The 17793-nt window shown below is 54.8% G+C and carries 16 protein-coding genes; 8 read left to right on the top strand and 8 right to left on the bottom strand.

Annotation, left to right across the window (positions count from 1 at the left end; all coding sequences use genetic code 11):
- The first annotated feature begins 72 nt into the window (after positions 1-72).
- Positions 73-735 (top strand): DUF2057 family protein, encoded by a 663-nt coding sequence (locus NWV12_RS07385; RefSeq protein ID WP_033145125.1) that lies wholly within the window; start codon positions 73-75, stop codon positions 733-735.
- Between the two features lie 80 nt (positions 736-815).
- Positions 816-1274 carry a methylglyoxal synthase gene (gene mgsA / locus NWV12_RS07380; RefSeq protein ID WP_033145124.1) on the top strand — a complete coding sequence of 153 codons (459 nt, stop codon included), beginning with the start codon at positions 816-818 and terminating at the stop codon, positions 1272-1274.
- A 58-nt stretch (positions 1275-1332) separates the two neighbouring features.
- On the opposite strand, the gene helD is transcribed toward mgsA, so the two are convergent.
- On the bottom strand, positions 1333-3387 hold the full coding sequence (helD, locus tag NWV12_RS07375; protein WP_101744467.1) for a DNA helicase IV: 2055 nt from the start codon (positions 3385-3387) through the stop codon (positions 1333-1335).
- Positions 3388-3510: 123 nt separating this feature from the next.
- Here helD and NWV12_RS07370 point away from each other — a divergent pair, with 123 nt between their 5' ends.
- A complete protein-coding gene (locus NWV12_RS07370; RefSeq protein ID WP_023311032.1) occupies positions 3511-3957 on the top strand; it encodes a YccF domain-containing protein in 447 nt (148 codons plus the stop codon).
- 19 nt (positions 3958-3976) lie between these two features.
- Positions 3977-6139 (top strand): YccS family putative transporter, encoded by a 2163-nt coding sequence (gene yccS / locus NWV12_RS07365; RefSeq protein ID WP_039261616.1) that lies wholly within the window; start codon positions 3977-3979, stop codon positions 6137-6139.
- Here yccS and NWV12_RS07360 read toward each other — a convergent pair.
- Complete coding sequence (locus tag NWV12_RS07360) at positions 6096-6722, bottom strand: TfoX/Sxy family DNA transformation protein (protein ID WP_048979351.1); 627 nt, start codon at positions 6720-6722, stop codon at positions 6096-6098. The genes yccS and NWV12_RS07360 overlap by 44 nt on opposite strands.
- 217 nt (positions 6723-6939) lie before the next feature.
- On the opposite strand from NWV12_RS07360, the gene sulA reads away from it, so the two are divergent.
- Together sulA and ompA are read left to right on the top strand one after the other, a co-directional pair.
- The gene (sulA, locus tag NWV12_RS07355; RefSeq protein ID WP_033145120.1) at positions 6940-7449 is read left to right on the top strand and encodes an SOS-induced cell division inhibitor SulA; all 510 of its coding nucleotides are present in this window, start codon (positions 6940-6942) and stop codon (positions 7447-7449) included.
- 354 nt (positions 7450-7803) lie between these two features.
- Positions 7804-8859 carry a porin OmpA gene (gene ompA / locus NWV12_RS07350; protein ID WP_115504044.1) on the top strand — a complete coding sequence of 352 codons (1056 nt, stop codon included), beginning with the start codon at positions 7804-7806 and terminating at the stop codon, positions 8857-8859.
- A gap of 63 nt (positions 8860-8922) precedes the next feature.
- Here ompA and matP read toward each other — a convergent pair whose 3' ends face one another.
- On the bottom strand, positions 8923-9375 hold the full coding sequence (gene matP, locus NWV12_RS07345) for a macrodomain Ter protein MatP (RefSeq protein WP_032658161.1): 453 nt from the start codon (positions 9373-9375) through the stop codon (positions 8923-8925).
- Between the two features lie 186 nt (positions 9376-9561).
- Here matP and NWV12_RS07340 point away from each other — a divergent pair, with 186 nt between their 5' ends.
- Together NWV12_RS07340 and fabA are read left to right on the top strand one after the other, a co-directional pair.
- Entirely contained in the window at positions 9562-11322 is a 1761-nt protein-coding gene (locus tag NWV12_RS07340; RefSeq protein ID WP_048979352.1) for a Lon protease family protein, read from the top strand.
- Positions 11323-11390: 68 nt separating this feature from the next.
- Positions 11391-11909 carry a 3-hydroxyacyl-[acyl-carrier-protein] dehydratase FabA gene (gene fabA, locus NWV12_RS07335; protein ID WP_008499931.1) on the top strand — a complete coding sequence of 173 codons (519 nt, stop codon included), beginning with the start codon at positions 11391-11393 and terminating at the stop codon, positions 11907-11909.
- A 71-nt stretch (positions 11910-11980) separates the two neighbouring features.
- Here the strand turns inward: fabA and rmf are convergent, their stop codons facing one another.
- From rmf to NWV12_RS07310, 5 genes are all read right to left on the bottom strand, one after another.
- On the bottom strand, positions 11981-12148 hold the full coding sequence (gene rmf, locus NWV12_RS07330) for a ribosome modulation factor (protein ID WP_013097261.1): 168 nt from the start codon (positions 12146-12148) through the stop codon (positions 11981-11983).
- Positions 12149-12403: 255 nt separating this feature from the next.
- Complete coding sequence (gene pqiC, locus NWV12_RS07325) at positions 12404-12970, bottom strand: membrane integrity-associated transporter subunit PqiC (protein WP_024907767.1); 567 nt, start codon at positions 12968-12970, stop codon at positions 12404-12406.
- Positions 12967-14607, bottom strand: coding sequence for an intermembrane transport protein PqiB (gene pqiB, locus NWV12_RS07320; RefSeq protein WP_048979353.1), 1641 nt, complete (start codon positions 14605-14607; stop codon positions 12967-12969). The genes pqiC and pqiB overlap by 4 nt, the downstream gene beginning before the upstream one ends.
- Before the next feature lie 4 nt (positions 14608-14611).
- Complete coding sequence (pqiA, locus tag NWV12_RS07315; protein WP_048979354.1) at positions 14612-15865, bottom strand: membrane integrity-associated transporter subunit PqiA; 1254 nt, start codon at positions 15863-15865, stop codon at positions 14612-14614.
- Positions 15866-15878: 13 nt separating this feature from the next.
- Positions 15879-17786 (bottom strand): ABC transporter ATP-binding protein, encoded by a 1908-nt coding sequence (locus tag NWV12_RS07310; protein ID WP_039261607.1) that lies wholly within the window; start codon positions 17784-17786, stop codon positions 15879-15881.
- Positions 17787-17793 lie beyond the last annotated feature (7 nt).

Below are 17793 nucleotides of genomic sequence, written 5' to 3'. Positions count from 1 at the left end.
TGTTAGTAAACGTGATTATCGAAAAATTTAGATACATTAATGCGGCGACAGGATTTCTGACGGGAGCCTTCTATGAAAACCGGTATTGCCACTGCCCTGATTGCGTTAGTGATGCCGGTCTGCGTTTTTGCTACCACGCTCCGGCTCTCTACCGACATTGATCTTCTTGTACTGGACGGAAAAAAGGTCTCCAGCTCGTTATTGCGCGGTGCAGACAGCATCGAGTTAGATAACGGGCCGCATCAGCTGGTCTTTCGGGTAGAAAAGTCGATCGGTCTGGCTAATCACGAGCAACGGATGTACATCTCCCCGCCGCTGATCGTCAGCTTTAATACCCGGCAAATCAGTCAGGTGAACATCACCCTGCCTCGCCTTGAAACGGAGAAGGAATCTGCGGCCTTCGACGCTTCACCCCGCGTTGAACTGCTGGACGGGAATGCGATGCCGATTCCGGTGAAGCTGGATATTCTGGCGTTAACGACCTCGCCGAAAGGCCCGGATTACGAGGCCGCGACCCAGACCTATAACAAAGCGGGAAAACGCGCATCGCTTCCGCAGTTTGCCACCATGATGGCGGACGACAGTACGCTTCTATCCGGCGTCTCTGAACTGGACGTTATTCCTCCCCAGTCCCAGACCCTGACGGAACAGCGCCTTAAATTCTGGTTCCAGCAGGCCGATCCCGACACGCGGGCCCGTTTTTTACAGTGGGCAAAACAACAACCTTCATCATAAGCCACATTTTTTACGCCTTTCTCTTGCAGCGTCAGACGGTTCCCGTCATCGTGTAGTCAGTTAACCTGATGGATATGATTATGGAACTGACAACACGCACGCTGCCTGAGCGCAAACACATTGCTCTTGTGGCGCACGATCACTGTAAACAAATGCTGCTTAACTGGGTTCGCCGCCATCAGCCTTCGCTGGAAAAGCACGCCCTGTCGGCGACCGGCACAACCGGTAACCTGATCCAGCGCGAAACGGGTCTGCAGGTGAATGCCATGCTGAGCGGTCCGATGGGCGGCGATCAGCAGGTCGGCGCGCAGATTTCCGAAGGGAAAATTGATGTGCTGATCTTCTTCTGGGACCCGCTGAACGCGGTTCCGCACGATCCGGATGTTAAAGCGCTGCTGCGCCTGGCGACGGTGTGGAATATTCCGGTGGCGACAAACCTGTCGACGGCGGATTTCATCATCGAATCGCCGCAGTTTAACTCGCCGGTTGATATCCTTATTCCGGACTATCAGCGTTATCTTTCCGACAGACTGAAGTAGCTTTTTTGCCGGGTGGCGGCTACGCCTTACCCGGCCTGGAAAATCTTTCCTGACATCGTTATGGCTTACGCGCCACCGGCACATCAATACTCTTCAGGATATCGACAAACACGGATGGCTCCTCTTTATTGAACAGCAGCCACACGCGATGCCGCGCGCGGGTGATGGCCACATACAGCAAACGCCGCTCTTCGGCATCCGGGAAATCTTCCGGCACCGGCAGCAGGGCCTCTTCCATCACCGACTCGCGGGCCGGGGCCGGGAAACCGTCGCTGCCCTCTTTCAGCCCCAGCACAATCACATAGTAAGCCTGCTGCCCTTTGCTGGCGTGAATTGTCATAAATTCAAGCTGCAGTTTCGGCCAGCGGGTGGCGGCTTTTTCCAGCGCCGCGGGCTTAAGGTGATGGTAGCGGGCCAGCACCAGAATACGTTCATCGGGCTTCGCGTAGCCGCTGAGTTTGTCCAGCAGCGGCTCCAGCTGGTCATCTGCCAGCAGGGTGACCGCTTTTTTATCCCCTGGGCGCAGGCTATTGAGCGGCTTGGCCAGCTGATGCGGGTTTTGCTGGATAAAGCGGTTGGCGATCTCACCAATGCGTGAATTGAAGCGGTAGGTGGTGTCCAGATCGCTGCGATCCCCTTCGCCAAAATAGTGGTGGAACGCGGTTGTCAGGGAGAGCTGCGCCCCGCTGAAGCGATAGATGGCCTGCCAGTCGTCCCCCACCGCAAACAGCGACGTATGTTTATTTTGCGCCCGTAGCGCCGAGAGCAGTGCAGCACGCTGCGGAGAGATATCCTGGAACTCATCCACCAGAATGTGTTTCCACGGGCTGACAAAACGTCCCTTTTCAAGAATGATGATGGCCTGATGGATCAAACCGGAGAAATCGACGGCATTTTCCTCTTTCAGCGCGGTTTTCCAGGCTTTCAGCAGCGGAGCCATCAGCTTGACCCGCTTCGAAAACAGATCGCGGATCGCCTCCGGCGCGCTTTCAATCATCTCTGCCTGCGTTCCACCGTGCATTCGCATCAGGCTGACCCAGCGGTCAAGTCGCGAACCCAGCCGACGCGCCAGTTTGTCATCCTGCCAGAAGCTGCCCTCTGGCACCTCCCAGCTGAGCTCCTCTTCCAGCCACTGCCGCCACCCTTTCGCCTGCGCCTTTTTCTCACTGCACTGCTGGCGCCACGTTGTGATGAACAGCGCCTGACGCGCCTGCGCGTCGTTTTCCAGCTTACTGATGGAAGGCACTTTTTTACTGCCCTGCTGAATAATATGCAGCGCAAGGGCATGGAAGGTTCTGGCCGTGATATCCCGCGTGTGCAGACGTTCCTGGATACGTTCGTCCATCTCCTGAGCAGCCTTGCGGCCAAAGGCCAGAAGTAGTATTTGATCGGCTACCGCTTCTCCGGTCGTCAGCAGCCAGCCGGCACGCGCCACCAGCACCGACGTTTTACCGCTACCGGCCCCCGCCAGCACCAGCAGCGACTGCTCGCCGTTGACCACCGCGCGCGCCTGGGCCGGATTGAGCGGTGAAGATTCCACCGTACTGAAAAAGTCGGCGTATTGGGTGAGCATGGCGTCCGTCCAGGCCTGGTTATGGGCGAGACGGCTTTTATCCTTATCATTCAGCCAGGCCTGACACTGGCGCCAGGCGTCGCGACAGTTGTCAAACTCGTCGAGACGCGTCACGGAGAGCGGCAGCGCCGAGAGTGCCTGTCGGATCTTTTGCTGCAGCCCGGCGGTCTGCTGACGGGTCAGCCACGCGTGCTGTGCGTTGCTCTGCGCGATATCGTCCAGCACCTGCTGCAGCACCTGGGCGGCAATTACGCTCATATCCTGGCTCCACTGCTGCCACAGTGCGTTCAGGTGATGATGAAAACGCTGGGTTTCCGCCCACTCGGTGCCGTGAAGACGCACGACTTTATCGTCAGGCAGAACGAACTCCAGCTCGCCCCACACCAGCCCGCGCTTACAGTGGATAGCCAGAAGCTGATTAAACGGAATAAGGTATTCGTGGCGTTCCCCGGAGACTTTCACCCCGGCATTAAGGAGAACCACCCTGTCGTAAGGGTGTTGCGCCAGGCGTTTGCCTAACGACGTTGCTTTCAGTTCCATGTTCCGCCAAATCCACGAAGAGATAATTTACCTGACAGTTTAACTGCCAGTTTTAAGGTGCTCCAGCCTAAAAAAACGTTACAATCATTGGGCGTTAATTTTATCGAAAGGAAGTGAGGGTTTATGCGTACCGTTCTGAATGTGTTGAATTTTGTGCTGGGCGGTTTTGCCACCACCCTTTCCTGGCTTTTTGCCACGCTGGTGAGCATCGTCCTGATTTTCACGCTTCCCCTGACTCGTTCCTGCTGGGAGATCACAAAACTCTCCTTAATCCCCTACGGGAATGAAGCTATCCACGTTGACGAACTCAATCCGGAGAGCAAAAACGCCCTGATGAATACGGGCGGAACCCTGCTGAACATACTGTGGCTGATTTTCTTCGGCTGGTGGCTGTGCATCATGCATATTTTTGCCGGTATTGCACAGTGCATCACGATTATTGGTATTCCTGTGGGGATCGCAAACTTTAAGATCGCCGCTATCGCCCTTTGGCCCGTCGGTCGCAGGGTTGTTCCGGTAGAAGTGGCCCAGGCGGCGCGTGAAGCAAACGCGCGTCGTCGTTTTCAGTAAATAAGGACCGGCCGCGTTTATGCTAAGCCCATTGCTTCGCCGTTATACCTGGAACAGCACCTGGCTATACAACGTCAGGATATTTATCGCGCTTTGCGGCACGGTTGCCCTGCCCTGGTGGCTGAATGATGTCAAGCTCACCATTCCGCTTACGCTGGGGGTGGTGGCCGGGGCGCTGGCGGACCTGGACGATCGTCTGGCCGGACGTTTACGTAACCTGGTCATTACGCTCGTCTGCTTTTTCATTGCGTCAGCGTCCGTTGAGCTGCTTTTCCCGTGGCCCTGGCTGTTTGCCCTGGGCCTTACGCTCTCAACCAGCGGGTTTATTTTGCTGGGCGGCCTCGGGCAGCGCTATGCCACCATCGCGTTTGGTGCATTGCTGATCGCCATCTACACCATGCTGGGCGTTTCCCTGTACGACCAGTGGTACCAGCAGCCGGTTCTCCTGCTGCTGGGCGCCATCTGGTATAACCTGCTGACGCTAACCGGTCATCTGATCTTCCCGGTTCGCCCGCTGCAGGATAACCTTGCCCGCAGCTTTGAGCAGTTAGCCCACTATCTGGAACTGAAATCCCGGCTGTTCGACCCGGATATCGAGGAAGAAAGCCAGGCTCCGCTCTACGATCTGGCGCTGGCAAATGGCCAGCTGGTCGCCACCCTTAACCAGACAAAAGCCTCTCTGCTTACCCGTCTGCGCGGCGATCGCGGTCAGCGCGGAACGCGAAGGACCTTACACTACTATTTTGCCGCCCAGGACATTCACGAACGTGCCAGCTCCTCGCACGTTCAATACGCGGCCCTGCGCGAGAAGTTCCGCTACAGCGACGTGATGTTCCGCTTCCAGCGCCTGCTATCCATGCAGTCTCAGGCGTGTCAGCAGCTCTCGCGGTCTATTCTGCTGCGCACGCCCTATCAGCATGACCCCCGCTTTGAACGCGTATTCAGCCATCTTGATGCGGCGCTCGACCGCGTTCAGGCCAGCGGAACGTCACCGGAGCACATCAAAGCGCTGGGCTTTCTGCTGAACAACCTGCGGGCGATTGATGCTCAGCTGGCGACCATTGAGTCCGAACAGGCGATGGCGCTGCCGGGCAGTGAGGTGGAAAATCAGCTTGCTGATGACAGCGTGCACAGCGTTAGCGATATGTGGCTGCGTCTGAGCCGTAACTTTACGCCGGAGTCGGCACTCTTTCGCCACGCGGTGAGAATGTCGCTGGTGCTGTGCGTGGGGTATGCCTTTATCCAGATAACCGGGCTGCACCACGGCTACTGGATCCTGCTGACCAGCCTGTTCGTCTGCCAGCCGAACTATAACGCCACCCGACACCGTCTTGCGCTGCGTATTATCGGCACGCTGGTCGGCGTCGCGATCGGCCTTCCGGTGCTCTATTTCGTGCCCTCCGTTGAAGGTCAACTGATTCTGATTGTGATCACCGGCGTGCTGTTCTTCGCGTTTCGCAACGTGCAGTACGCCCACGCCACCATGTTCATCACGCTGCTGGTGCTGCTCTGCTTTAACCTGCTGGGTGAAGGGTTTGAAGTTGCCCTGCCCCGCGTGATCGATACCCTGATTGGCTGTGCGATTGCCTGGGCTGCGGTCAGCTTTATCTGGCCGGACTGGCGTTTCCGCAATTTGCCGCGCGTGGTAGACAGGGCAATGAACGCCAACTGTCGATACCTTGACGCAATCCTGGAGCAGTACCACCAGGGGCGCGATAACCGCCTGGCTTACCGGATAGCCCGTCGCGACGCGCACAACAGTGATGCAGAACTGGCCTCCGTTGTCTCTAATATGTCAACGGAGCCTCGCGCCACGGTGGAGATTCGTGAGACTGCGTTCCGCCTGCTCTGTCTGAACCATACGTTCACCAGCTATATTTCGACGCTGGGTGCCCACCGTGAGAAACTCACCAACCCGGGCATTCTCAACCTGCTCGATGACGCCGTCTGCTACGTTGATGACGCACTTCATCACCGACCGGCCGATGAGCCGCGCGTTCAACAGGCCCTGGATGAACTGGCTCAACGCATTGCGCATCTTGACCCAGGAAACGACAGCAAAGCGCCGCTGGTTCTTCAGCAAATAGGCCTGCTTATCGCTCTGCTGCCTGAAATTTGCCGGCTGCAACAGCAAATCGCTACCTGGAGAAGTGATTCTCCTGTGGCTCAGGCAGCGCATTAAACCACTCCGTCAGCTCCCGGCGAATGCCTGCCGGGAGTGCCGCCTCATGCAGCCCCTCGATAGCCCCTTCCAGTGCGAAGAGAACCTTAATACCGAGCGCTTTGTTTTTTGCCCGCATCTTCAGCCAGCTCGCTCTGGCACCCAGCGCCCGCAGCGTTTCCTCATTGGTAATGCCAGCTTCAAAGAGCAAGACTTCAAGCTGAAACGTCAGGTTTGGCAGATCCTTAAGTCGGTTTCGTTGATGGCGCTGATAGCGCTCTTTTCTTGCCGCACTGAGCGCAAACGAGGAGAGCTGAAGCAGCCGCTCTCTGTCCTGCCATAATCCGTCATCCACACGATAATAGTTGAGCAGCACCGGGCGGCCTCGCTTCATCAACGTCAAAAAAGAGGAGGCATTTTTTACACAGTATTTCGCACTCTCCTCACAGGCGCGGAGATAAAGCTCTCCGTCTGACACCATGGCAAAAACCGCATCATCCACCGCCAGGGTATAGCCTCCAAACAGCGCGCGATGATGAATCTCGCCCAACGGGGAGAGGTATTCCTGGGATTTATAAATCCGTTCATAAGATATCTTTTTCATGATATTTCCCTTCAAAATCATAAAGTAACAACGAAATTTCTTACTAGCGGATCCGTTAGCAGGAAAATAGGCAACTTATTGCCGATGAGCAAGATGATTTTTCGAGGGACATCAACATTGAATGAATTTTGCGAGTCGCTTTCCGAAAATGAGGTTGATCTTTATGCATACAGGGGTTACTGTATATCCATACAGTAACTACAGGGCTGGAATGAATATGCACACTTCAGGCTATGCAAATCGCTCAACCTCTCTCTCTTCTACCGCAGGCAATGTCGCGCAGAATTCCGTCGAGCGTGTTTCCACGGGGCTTATCAGTGAAGTGGTTTATCGTGAAGACCAGCCCCTGTTGACGCAACTTCTTTTGTTGCCGTTATTACAACAGCTTGGTCAGCAATCGCGCTGGCAGCTTTGGCTCACGCCTCAGCAAAAACTGAGCCGTGAGTGGGTTCAGTCCGCAGGCCTTCCGCTTACTAAGGTCATGCAAATTAATCAGCTCCCGCCGTGCGATACCGTTGAGTCGATGATCCGCGCGTTACGCACCGGAAATTACAGCGTGGTGATTGGATGGTTACCGGAAGAATTGACGGAAGAGGAACATTTCCGTCTGACTGAAGCAGCCGAAGAAGGGAATGCGATCGGGTTCATTATGCGTCCGGTTCGATCGGATTCTTACCGCAGAGGACAACTTTCTGGGCTAAAAATTCACTCCAATTTGTATCATTGAGTGAAATTAAGATTTTTCCTGGAATTTTTTTTGACCACAAGATGGCATTAAAGTTCCCGGACTGAAAATTGCGGCAAGGCTTGTCTGGTGCGGTTCTCCTTAATTTTATTGCACAAAATTCGTTCGAAAAATGTTAAATAATCGGTATACGGAACTTTTTTTTTCATATGCCTGACGGACTTCACACTTGTAAGTTTTCAGCTACGTTGTAGACTTTACATCGCCAGGGGTGCTCGGCCTAAGCCGAAGATATCGGTAGATTTATATTTGACCACGCCCCCCGGTGAAGGATTTAACCGTGATTCTCTCCTGAGACTTTCATGGCGAATTTTGGATGATAACGAGGCGCAAAAAATGAAAAAGACAGCTATCGCGATTGCAGTGGCACTGGCTGGCTTCGCTACCGTAGCGCAGGCCGCTCCGAAAGATAATACCTGGTATGCAGGTGGTAAACTGGGCTGGTCTCAGTTCCACGACACCGGCTGGTACAACAGCAGCCTGAACAATGATGGCCCAACTCACGAGAGCCAGCTTGGTGCAGGTGCGTTCGGTGGCTATCAGGTTAACCCGTATGTTGGTTTTGAAATGGGTTACGACTGGTTAGGTCGTATGCCATACAAAGGCGACACCATCAACGGCGCTTTCAAAGCACAGGGCGTTCAGCTGACCGCTAAACTGGGCTACCCAATCACTGACGATCTGGACGTGTACACCCGTCTGGGCGGCATGGTATGGCGCGCAGATTCCAGCAACAACATCTCTGGTGACAACCATGACACCGGTGTTTCCCCAGTATTCGCTGGTGGCGTTGAGTGGGCTATGACCCGTGACATCGCTACCCGTCTGGAATACCAGTGGGTTAACAACATCGGCGACGGCAACACCGTTGGTGTTCGTCCAGACAACGGCATGCTGAGCGTAGGTGTTTCCTACCGTTTCGGCCAGCAGGAAGAAGCAGCTCCAGTTGTTGCTCCAGCGCCGGCTCCAGCTCCAGAAGTACAGACCAAGCACTTCACTCTGAAGTCTGACGTTCTGTTCAACTTCAACAAAGCGACTCTGAAACCAGAAGGCCAGCAGGCACTGGATCAGCTGTACTCTCAGCTGAGCAACCTGGATCCTAAAGACGGTTCCGTAGTGGTTCTGGGCTTCACCGACCGTATCGGTTCTGACGCTTACAACCAGAAACTGTCTGAGAAACGTGCTCAGTCTGTTGTTGATTACCTGATCTCTAAAGGTATCCCAGCTAACAAGATCTCCCCACGTGGTATGGGCGAATCTAACCCAGTTACTGGCAACACCTGTGACAACGTGAAAGCTCGCGCTGCACTGATCGACTGCCTGGCTCCAGATCGTCGCGTAGAGATCGAAGTTAAAGGCATCAAAGACGTTGTAACTCAGCCAGCGGCATAAGTTATCGTCTTATAAAAAAACCCCGCCATGCGGGGTTTTTTATTGTCTGAAGAAAAGAAAAATCTATTTTTTACCCAACAGAGCCTGAAGGTCGTTCTTCAGCGTCGACATCTGGTTGGCGTACTTCTCTTTATGCTCGGCATCCTCAATCAGCTGCACGATGGTTTCCGAAAGCGTTTTGCCCCGTCGTTGTGCCAGCCCAGCCAGGCGTTGCCAGACCACGAACTCCAGGTCGATTGATTTTTTGCGAGTGTGCTGATGCTCAGCATTAAAATGCCGTTTGCGTCGCGCGCGGATAGTTTGCTTCATCCGGTTTAACAGCGCTGGATTGATGTGTTTCTCAATCCAGCCGTTAACCTGTACCGGTTCATTTTCGAGGGTCAGCAAAATATCCACGGCTTCTTGCGCAGCGCTGGCTTCGACGTAGCAGGTGATCAGCTCCCCTTCACGGTGCTTTTTGACCAGGTACTTCCATTTCCAGCCGCTTTCGAGATTTTCCAGTTGTTGATATTTCATTGCGATCTCAGTGTTACCACGTAACTCTGTTCAGAATATCAGTTTTTTAGCAATCTGCTGAAAAGAAATCATATCCTGTGAGTGAATGCAGCCAATCGCCCTGTCGAAATCCCCAATCCTGCTTGGGTAGAGCCCCCCGCTTACGGTATACTCCACGCTTTTACATCTGACTAAAAAACATCAACTTTGACCATTACGAAACTTGCATGGCGTGACCTTGTTCCGGATACCGAAAGTTACCAGGAACTGTTTGCACAGCCCGAACTCGCAAAAGAACACGAATTCATCCTTAGCGATACGCAGCCTCGTTTGCATTATGCGCTGGAGCAGGTGTTAAGCCCATGGGCAACAGCGCCCTTCATGCTGCTCAAGGCCCCGGAAGAAGCAGAATACCTGACGCTGCTCGGTGATGCCGTGCGCCAGCTGAAGCCGGAAGCGAACGCAGTTTTTGGCGGCCAGTATCGTATTGCGGGACATGATGTCACTTTCGAACCAACGGCGCAGGCCGATGGCCGTTTTGCCGTTAAAGGCGAAGTGATTACCGCTAACTGGGTCGAGGCGGAACAACTCTTTGGTTGTCTGCGCCATTTTAACGGCGAACTTTCGCTGCAGCCGGGGCTGGTTCATCGCGCAAATGGCGGTGTTCTCATCATCTCACTGCGTACCCTGCTCTCGCAGCCGCTGCTGTGGATGCGTCTGAAAACTATCGTCAACCAGAAGCGTTTCGACTGGGTCGGCTACGATGAGTCTCGTCCTCTGCCTGTCTCTGTTCCGTCTATGCCGCTGTCGCTGACCGTCGTGCTGACGGGCGACCGCGAATCGCTGGCGGACTTCCAGGAAATGGAGCCGGAACTGGCTGAGCAGGCGGTGTATAGCGAATACGAAGACAACATCCAGATTGCTGATGCCGACGATATGGCGCAGTGGTGCCAGTGGGTGATGGCCGTTGCTGAGCGTTTTGCGCTGCCAACCCCTGCGGCTGACGCGTGGCCGGGCTTAATCCGCGAAGCGGTACGCTACACCGGCGACCAGGAAACGCTGCCGCTTTGCCCACTCTGGATCGGCAAACAGCTGCGTGAAGTGGGTGTGATCAGCGGTAACGGGGCGTTTACCGGAGAACAGCTCACTCAGATGCTGGCTCAGCGTGAGTGGCGAGAAGGCTATCTTGCCGACCGTATGCAGGATGAAATTCTGCTGGAACAAATTCTGGTGGAAACCGAAGGCGAACGCGTCGGGCAGATCAACGCCCTGTCGGTGATTGAATTTCCTGGCCATCCGCGCGCATTCGGGGAGCCGTCCCGTATCAGCTGCGTTGTGCACATTGGCGATGGCGAGTTCACCGATATTGAACGAAAAGCCGAGCTGGGCGGCAACATTCACGCGAAAGGCATGATGATCATGCAGGCGTTTTTGATGTCAGAGCTGCAGCTTGAGCAACAGATCCCCTTCTCCGCCTCGCTGACGTTTGAGCAGTCCTACAGCGAAGTGGATGGCGATAGCGCCTCTATGGCCGAGCTTTGCGCCTTAATCAGCGCCCTGGCGGAAGTGCCCATCAATCAGAACATCGCGATCACCGGTTCGGTGGACCAGTTCGGTCGTGCACAGCCAGTGGGAGGCCTCAACGAAAAAATTGAAGGCTTCTTCTCTATCTGTCAGCAGCGCGGTTTAAACGGCAAACAGGGTGTGATTATTCCTGCTCCCAACGCACGCCATTTGAGCCTCAGCCAGGATATTCTGGATGCGGTTGAGCAAGAGCAATTCACCATCTGGGCCATCGAAGGGATTGAGGATGCGCTACCCTTACTGACAAATCTGGTTTGGGATGGCGAAGGGCAAACTACCCTGATGCAGACTATCCAGGAGCGCATAGCTCAGGCGACACAGCAGGATGCTCGTCATCGTTATCCATGGCCGTTACGCTGGCTGGGCTGGTTTAGTTCGAACTGATCGGACTTGTTCAGCGTACACGTGTTAGCTATCCTGCGTCCTTCACTAAAATAAGGCTTACTGAGAACATGGTAGATAAACGCGAATCCTATACAAAAGAAGATCTTCTTGCCTCTGGTCGCGGTGAACTGTTTGGCGCTAAAGGCCCACAGTTACCGGCCCCGAACATGCTGATGATGGACCGTGTCGTGAAAATGACCGAAACCGGCGGCAACTTCGATAAGGGTTACGTAGAAGCAGAACTCGATATCAACCCGGACTTGTGGTTCTTCGGTTGCCACTTTATTGGCGATCCGGTAATGCCTGGCTGTCTGGGCCTGGATGCCATGTGGCAGCTGGTTGGCTTCTATCTGGGCTGGCTGGGCGGCGAAGGTAAAGGTCGCGCGCTGGGCGTGGGCGAAGTAAAATTCACTGGCCAGGTTCTGCCTACAGCGAAGAAAGTGACCTATCGTATTCACTTCAAGCGCATCGTTAACCGCCGCCTGATTATGGGCCTGGCAGATGGCGAAGTGCTGGTCGACGGTCGTCTGATCTATAGCGCAAGCGACCTGAAAGTTGGCCTGTTCCAGGATACTTCAGCTTTCTGATTGTGCTTTTGGCCCCCCCAGAAAGGCGAAACCTCCGCATTGCGGAGGTTTCTTTTTTGAAAGAGACGTTATCAGGCTATGAGTGCCCTGTCGCCGATGGCTTCTCGCCAGCCTCCAAGCCATTGTGACCTTTGATTTATCGTCTGATAAGGACACATTTCTTTAGAACGTCCAGCGATGCCGGCCTGATAACCACGTTGATGAGCCCGTTCCAGGCGATCTCGTTTCTGTCTCTTCATGCCTCGTTTCCCTCATTCTTTTGTCTGGTGGAAAGAAAACAGTGTCTGCACTCAATGCACAGGCACAGATAACGAATACCCCGAATTAGTCGCATCGTCAATGTTCAAAATTCATACGGGTGTCATATTTGTGAGCTAGCCGGAAGTTCATTTGTACAAAAATTGTGACGTGGCACAAGTAACAAACTGAACTGAAAACGAAAAAAAACCGCAATCAGCAACAGGCCAACTGCGGTTTTTAATGATGAATTTTACTTATGGCAGCCGGGAAATTTCCCTTGCGATGCTGGCCGACTCCTGTGCCCAACCCTGAGCCAGGACTTTCACCATTTCATCATAGCCATCTTTCTGCTGCTTCAGCTCCAGATGGAAAGGACGCTTAATCAGCTGCCCCTGATGGTTCAGCAACCACTCCCCGCTGATCACCACCGCACCGTCATAACGGCCGTGGAAGCCTGTTACCGTGACGTTAAGCGTATCCTGGTCGTTACCCAGCGGCTGCGACGCGACAACCCAGCCCGGAAGCTGGCTGCCCAGATTGGCCACCAGCGTGTTGCGCAGCTGCTGATCCAGCGGGCTGGCCCACAGGTTGTTCGTCGCAATCACGTATTTAACGTCGCTGGTCTGATAGACCACGCCGTTTCCTGCCAGATAATCCGGCACGGCAACCTGCTCAACCCACAGCTGGCGGTTTCCCTGGCTGGCCGTGCTTTGCCCACCACTGTGGGTAGCCACAGGCAGCTGATAGTAGCTTTTATTATCTACCCCTGAACTGCACGCCGTTAACAGCAGAGCGCCAACCATCAATAGCCACTTTTTCATTCTTTTGCCCTCTTCGGCTCAGGATCCTTTTTATCTTTCGCTTCGAACACCAGCGCATTGCTCTTCTCGTTGAGCGTTTTCAGCACCGGCTGCAGTTCACGCAAGACCTGATCAAGACGCTGCATATCTGCCACCATCTTATTGTACGCCGCTGAACCCGGCTGGAAGCCCTGCATGCTGCGGTTCAGCTCACGCAGCGTTTTCTGCATATCCTGCGGCAGCTGCTGCATGCTCTGGCTCGCAGTGATCTTGTTGATGTTATCCAGCGTGGTTTGCAGACGACGCATCGTTGCCTGGCTTTCGCTCAGCGAGTTCGTCGCCGCTTCAATCATCGGATTCAGTGGCAGATTGTTGATCTTATCCAGCGTCTCCATCAGACGCTGCTGGATCTGAGCCAGACCGCTGCTCACCGTTGGGATGATCTTGTAGCCACCAAATTCACGAATACCGGTAATCGGCGGTGCTTTCGGGTAGAAGTCCATATCCACATACAGCGCGCCGGTCACCAGGTTACCCGTTTTCAGCGACCCGCGCAGACCACGGTTCATCAGTTCGTTAATATGCGCCGCGATATCCTGGTTCTCGCCAATCTGGTTAAGCAGACGCTCCGGCTCAATGCGGATCAGCACCGGAATACGATAATCATCGTCCAGCATCTGGCTCAGGCCCGGTACAAAGAACGGAACTTGCCCAACCGTACCAAGACGAATACCACGGAACTCAACGGGTGCGCCCGGCTGCAGACCGCGGACGGAATCCTTGAAGAACATCAGGAAGTCGATGTGGTCGGTATAGAGCGCGTCCTGAATGCTTCGCTGATCGTCAAAGAGTCTGAACGCCGTTTTCTCGGCAACCGGCTGCCCCAGATCCTGCCCTTCCGGCACATCAAAGCTCACCCCGCCGCCAAACAGCGTGGTTAAGGAACCCATTTCTACGCGCATCCCCGCCGACGTAAGATCGACCGCGATCCCGCTGTCCTTCCAGAAGCGAACGTTGCTGGTCACCAGACGATCGTTTGGCGCATTGATGAAAAGCTGATAGCTGATGGTACGCTTTTGCGCATCGAAGGTGCTGGTTTCAACGGAACCGACGCGGTAGCCGCGGAACAGTACCGGGTCACCCGCCGTAAGCTGGCCCGCTTTTTTGCTGTCGAGGATCACGCGGATACCCTTGGCATCAGGCGGCGCAAGCGGCGGTGAGTCGAGAAGCTGATATTGCCCAGGCTGGCTGCCCTTCGTGCCGGGCTGCAGTTCAATGTAGGCTCCAGAGAGCAGCGTCCCTAAGCCGCTGATCCCTTCGCGCCCCACCTGCGGTTTAACCACCCAGAAAACGGAATCGCCATGCAGCAGTTTTTCCATGCCGGCATTAAGGCGCGCCTTAATCTCCACATGGGTTAAATCGTCGGTCAGGGTTGCGCTTTCGACCACGCCCACATCCACGCTACGGCTTTTGATGGTCGTTTTACCGCCCTCAATCCCCTCGGCATTGGTGGTTATCAGCGTGACTTCCGGTCCCTGATGGCTGTAATGATAAAACAGGATCCATGCACCGATCAGCGCGGTCACGATGGGGAAAATCCACACCGGCGACCAGTTTTTGACCTTCTGCACTTTCGCCTCTCCACTCTTATTTTCCATGCTCTTACTCTTCCTCATGGCTTGATTCAGGCTCACGATCCCACGATAAACGAGGGTCGAAGGTCATGGCCGCAAACATGGTCATAATCACGACCAGTGCAAACATTAAAGCCCCCATCGCGGGATAAATACTCATCAAACCGCCCATCCGCACCAGTGCAGAGAGAACGGCGATGACAAACACGTCAATCATTGACCAGCGTCCGACAAACTCGACCACTTCATAAATCAGGTGCATGCGCTCGCTGTCGCGTTTTCCATGCCCCTTCGCATCCCAACAGAGCCAGGCGATGGCGATCATTTTTAAGGTTGGCACCATAATACTGGCGATAAAGATCACGCCGGCGACAGGATAGGAACCTTCGCCCCACAGCAGGATCACCCCGGCGAGGATCGTCGAGGGCATTTTATCGCCGAGCAAATCGGTGATCATGATCGGTAGAATATTGGCTGGCAGATACAGCATGATGGAGGTGACCAGCAGGGCCATCGTCCACTGAAGGCTATTTTTACGGCGTACGTGACCCTTCGTTTCGCAGCGCGGACAAACGTCGAGATCGGCGGGCAGCACGGCGGTACAGCACGGGCAGGAACGCAGCCCCTGACGAATGCCGGGCACGCCGACTTTTACCGTTTGCGCAAGCGTCGGTGCCGGGGCGATATCATCCCACGCCCAGCGTCTGTCCACGCACTGGAAGGCACGCAGCTGCAGGACACAGTACAGGCACCACGGAACAAAGCTGCTGCCGATCCCCACGTCGCCGTACGCCATGAGCTTCACGAAACTGACCAGAATGCCCGCCAGAAAGATCTCGGCCATGCCCCAGCTTTTGAGCTGAAAAAGGATACGCGCAAGCCGGATTTTCAGTGATGAGGGCATCCTGACGCGGTTGACCAGCAAAAGGATAACGACCAGGCAAAAAGCCGGGACTATCTGAACAAACAGGAGAAAAAAGGTGCCGAGGCTGGCGTAATCTTCCGAGAACATCACGCCCGGGATTTCAAGCAGATCCACCTGGCTGGTTATCCCTCCCACCTTCATATAGATGAAAGGGAAGAGATTGGAGAGCAGCAGCATGAACAATGCTGCCAGAGCGTAAGCAGTGGGACGCTGCCGCGGCGCGTCCCACTCGGTTGTCAACGTTGCGCCGCAACGTGGACACAGGGCTTTATGTCCGTGACCAAGCTCTGGCAACGCCACGAGCATATCGCATTGCGAGCATAAAATATGCCTGTCGGCATGGTGCTGGTCACACATATGTTATCCCTGTCTATGCGCCGTTTTTCAGAGACTCAAGGTACTCCCAGCGCTCAAATGCTTCTTCCAGGGCTTTTTCAGCCGCGGACAGTTCAGCCAGTACTTTCTGAGTATAGTCATGCGATTGGGTAAAGAATGACGCATCAGCAACCTGTTTTTGCAGATCCTCAAGCGCGGCCTCCAGCTCTTCAAGACGCTGCGGTAGCCCCTCCAGTTCACGCTGCAGGTTATAGCTTAGTTTAGCCGAGGTTTTCTTGACAGTTTCTGCTTTTGTTACAGCAGGTTCTGAACTTATTTTGGACTTTGACTGTTTCTGCGCCAGAGACTGCGATTGCTGCCCTTTTGCATCGTGATAACCACCTACGTATTGTCCAATTCGCCCTTCACCTTCGAAGATCCAGCACTCGGTTACGGTGTTATCCACGAACTGACGATCGTGGCTGACCAGCATTACGGTCCCCTGATAACCGTCAATCAATTCTTCGAGCAATTCCAGCGTTTCGACATCCAGGTCGTTCGTTGGTTCATCGAGAATCAACAGGTTACTTGGTTTCAGGAACAGACGCGCCAGCAGCAGACGATTACGCTCTCCGCCAGATAACGCACGCACTGGGGTCATCGCACGTTTCGGATGGAACAGGAAGTCCTGCAGATAGCCCAGCACGTGGCGCGGCTTGCCGTTTACCATTACCTCTTGCTTGCCTTCGGCGAGGTTATCCATCACCGTGCGGTCCGGATCCAGCTCTGCGCGGTGCTGGTCGAAGTACGCCACTTCCAACTTAGTCCCACAGTGAATGCGGCCGCTGTCGGCCTGCAGCTGGCCCAGCATCAGCTTCAGCAGCGTGGTTTTACCGCAGCCGTTCGGGCCGATAAGCGCAATTTTGTCGCCGCGCTGCACCTGGGCGGAGAAATCTTTCACCAGCACTTTGCCATCAACCTGATAGTTGACGTTTTCCATTTCGAAGACAATCTTGCCGGAACGGGACGCTTCTTCCACCTGCATTTTGGCGCTGCCCATCACTTCACGGCGTTCGCTGCGCTCACGGCGCATTGCCTTCAGAGCGCGCACGCGGCCTTCGTTACGGGTACGGCGGGCCTTGATGCCCTGGCGGATCCACACCTCTTCCTGCGCCAGCTTGCGGTCGAACTCCGCATTCTGCAGCTCTTCCACGCGCAGGTTTTCTTCTTTCTCAAGCAGATAGGTGTCGTAATCGCCAGGATAGGTGACCAGCTTGCCGCGGTCGAGATCGACAATACGCGTCGCCATGTTGCGAATAAACGAACGGTCGTGCGAGATAAAGATGATGGTGCCGCTGAAGGTTTTCAGGAAGCCTTCCAGCCAGTCAATCGCTTCGATATCCAGGTGGTTCGTCGGTTCGTCCAGCAGCAGCACCTTCGGCCCGCTGACCAGCGCGCGGCCCAGCGCCGCTTTACGCAACCAGCCGCCGGAGAGCGCCGACAGCTCCATGTCCGGTTCCAGACCAAGCTGGGCCAGAACCTCGTTAATGCGGTTTTCGAGCTGCCACAGACCGTGGTGATCGAGCATCTCCTGCACTTTCGCCAGTTCGTTGAGGTTCTTGTCGCTCGGGTCGGTCATCACCAGATGCGAAATCTCGTGATAGCGCTTCAGGTATTCGGCCTGCTCAGAAATGCCTTCCGCTACGAAATCGTAAACGCTGCCTGTCACGTGACGCGGCGGGTCCTGCTGGAGGCGGGAGACGATCAGATCCTGCTCGTACACGATGCGGCCGTCATCCAGCCCCTGTTCACGGTTGAGGATTTTCATCAGCGTGGATTTACCCGCGCCGTTACGGCCCACCAGACAGACGCGCTCGTTATCTTCGATATGCAGCTCTGCATTATCGAGAAGCGGCGAGTCGCTGAAAGAGAGCCACGCGCCGTGCATACTAATTAAAGACATTTATTTT

The organism is Enterobacter sp. Crenshaw (assembly GCF_024734705.1).
In the GTDB taxonomy this organism is placed as follows: Bacteria; Pseudomonadota; Gammaproteobacteria; order Enterobacterales; family Enterobacteriaceae; genus Enterobacter; species Enterobacter asburiae_B.
The sequence above is the reverse complement of the archived record's forward strand: the minus strand, read 5'-3'. Positions and strand labels throughout refer to the sequence as shown.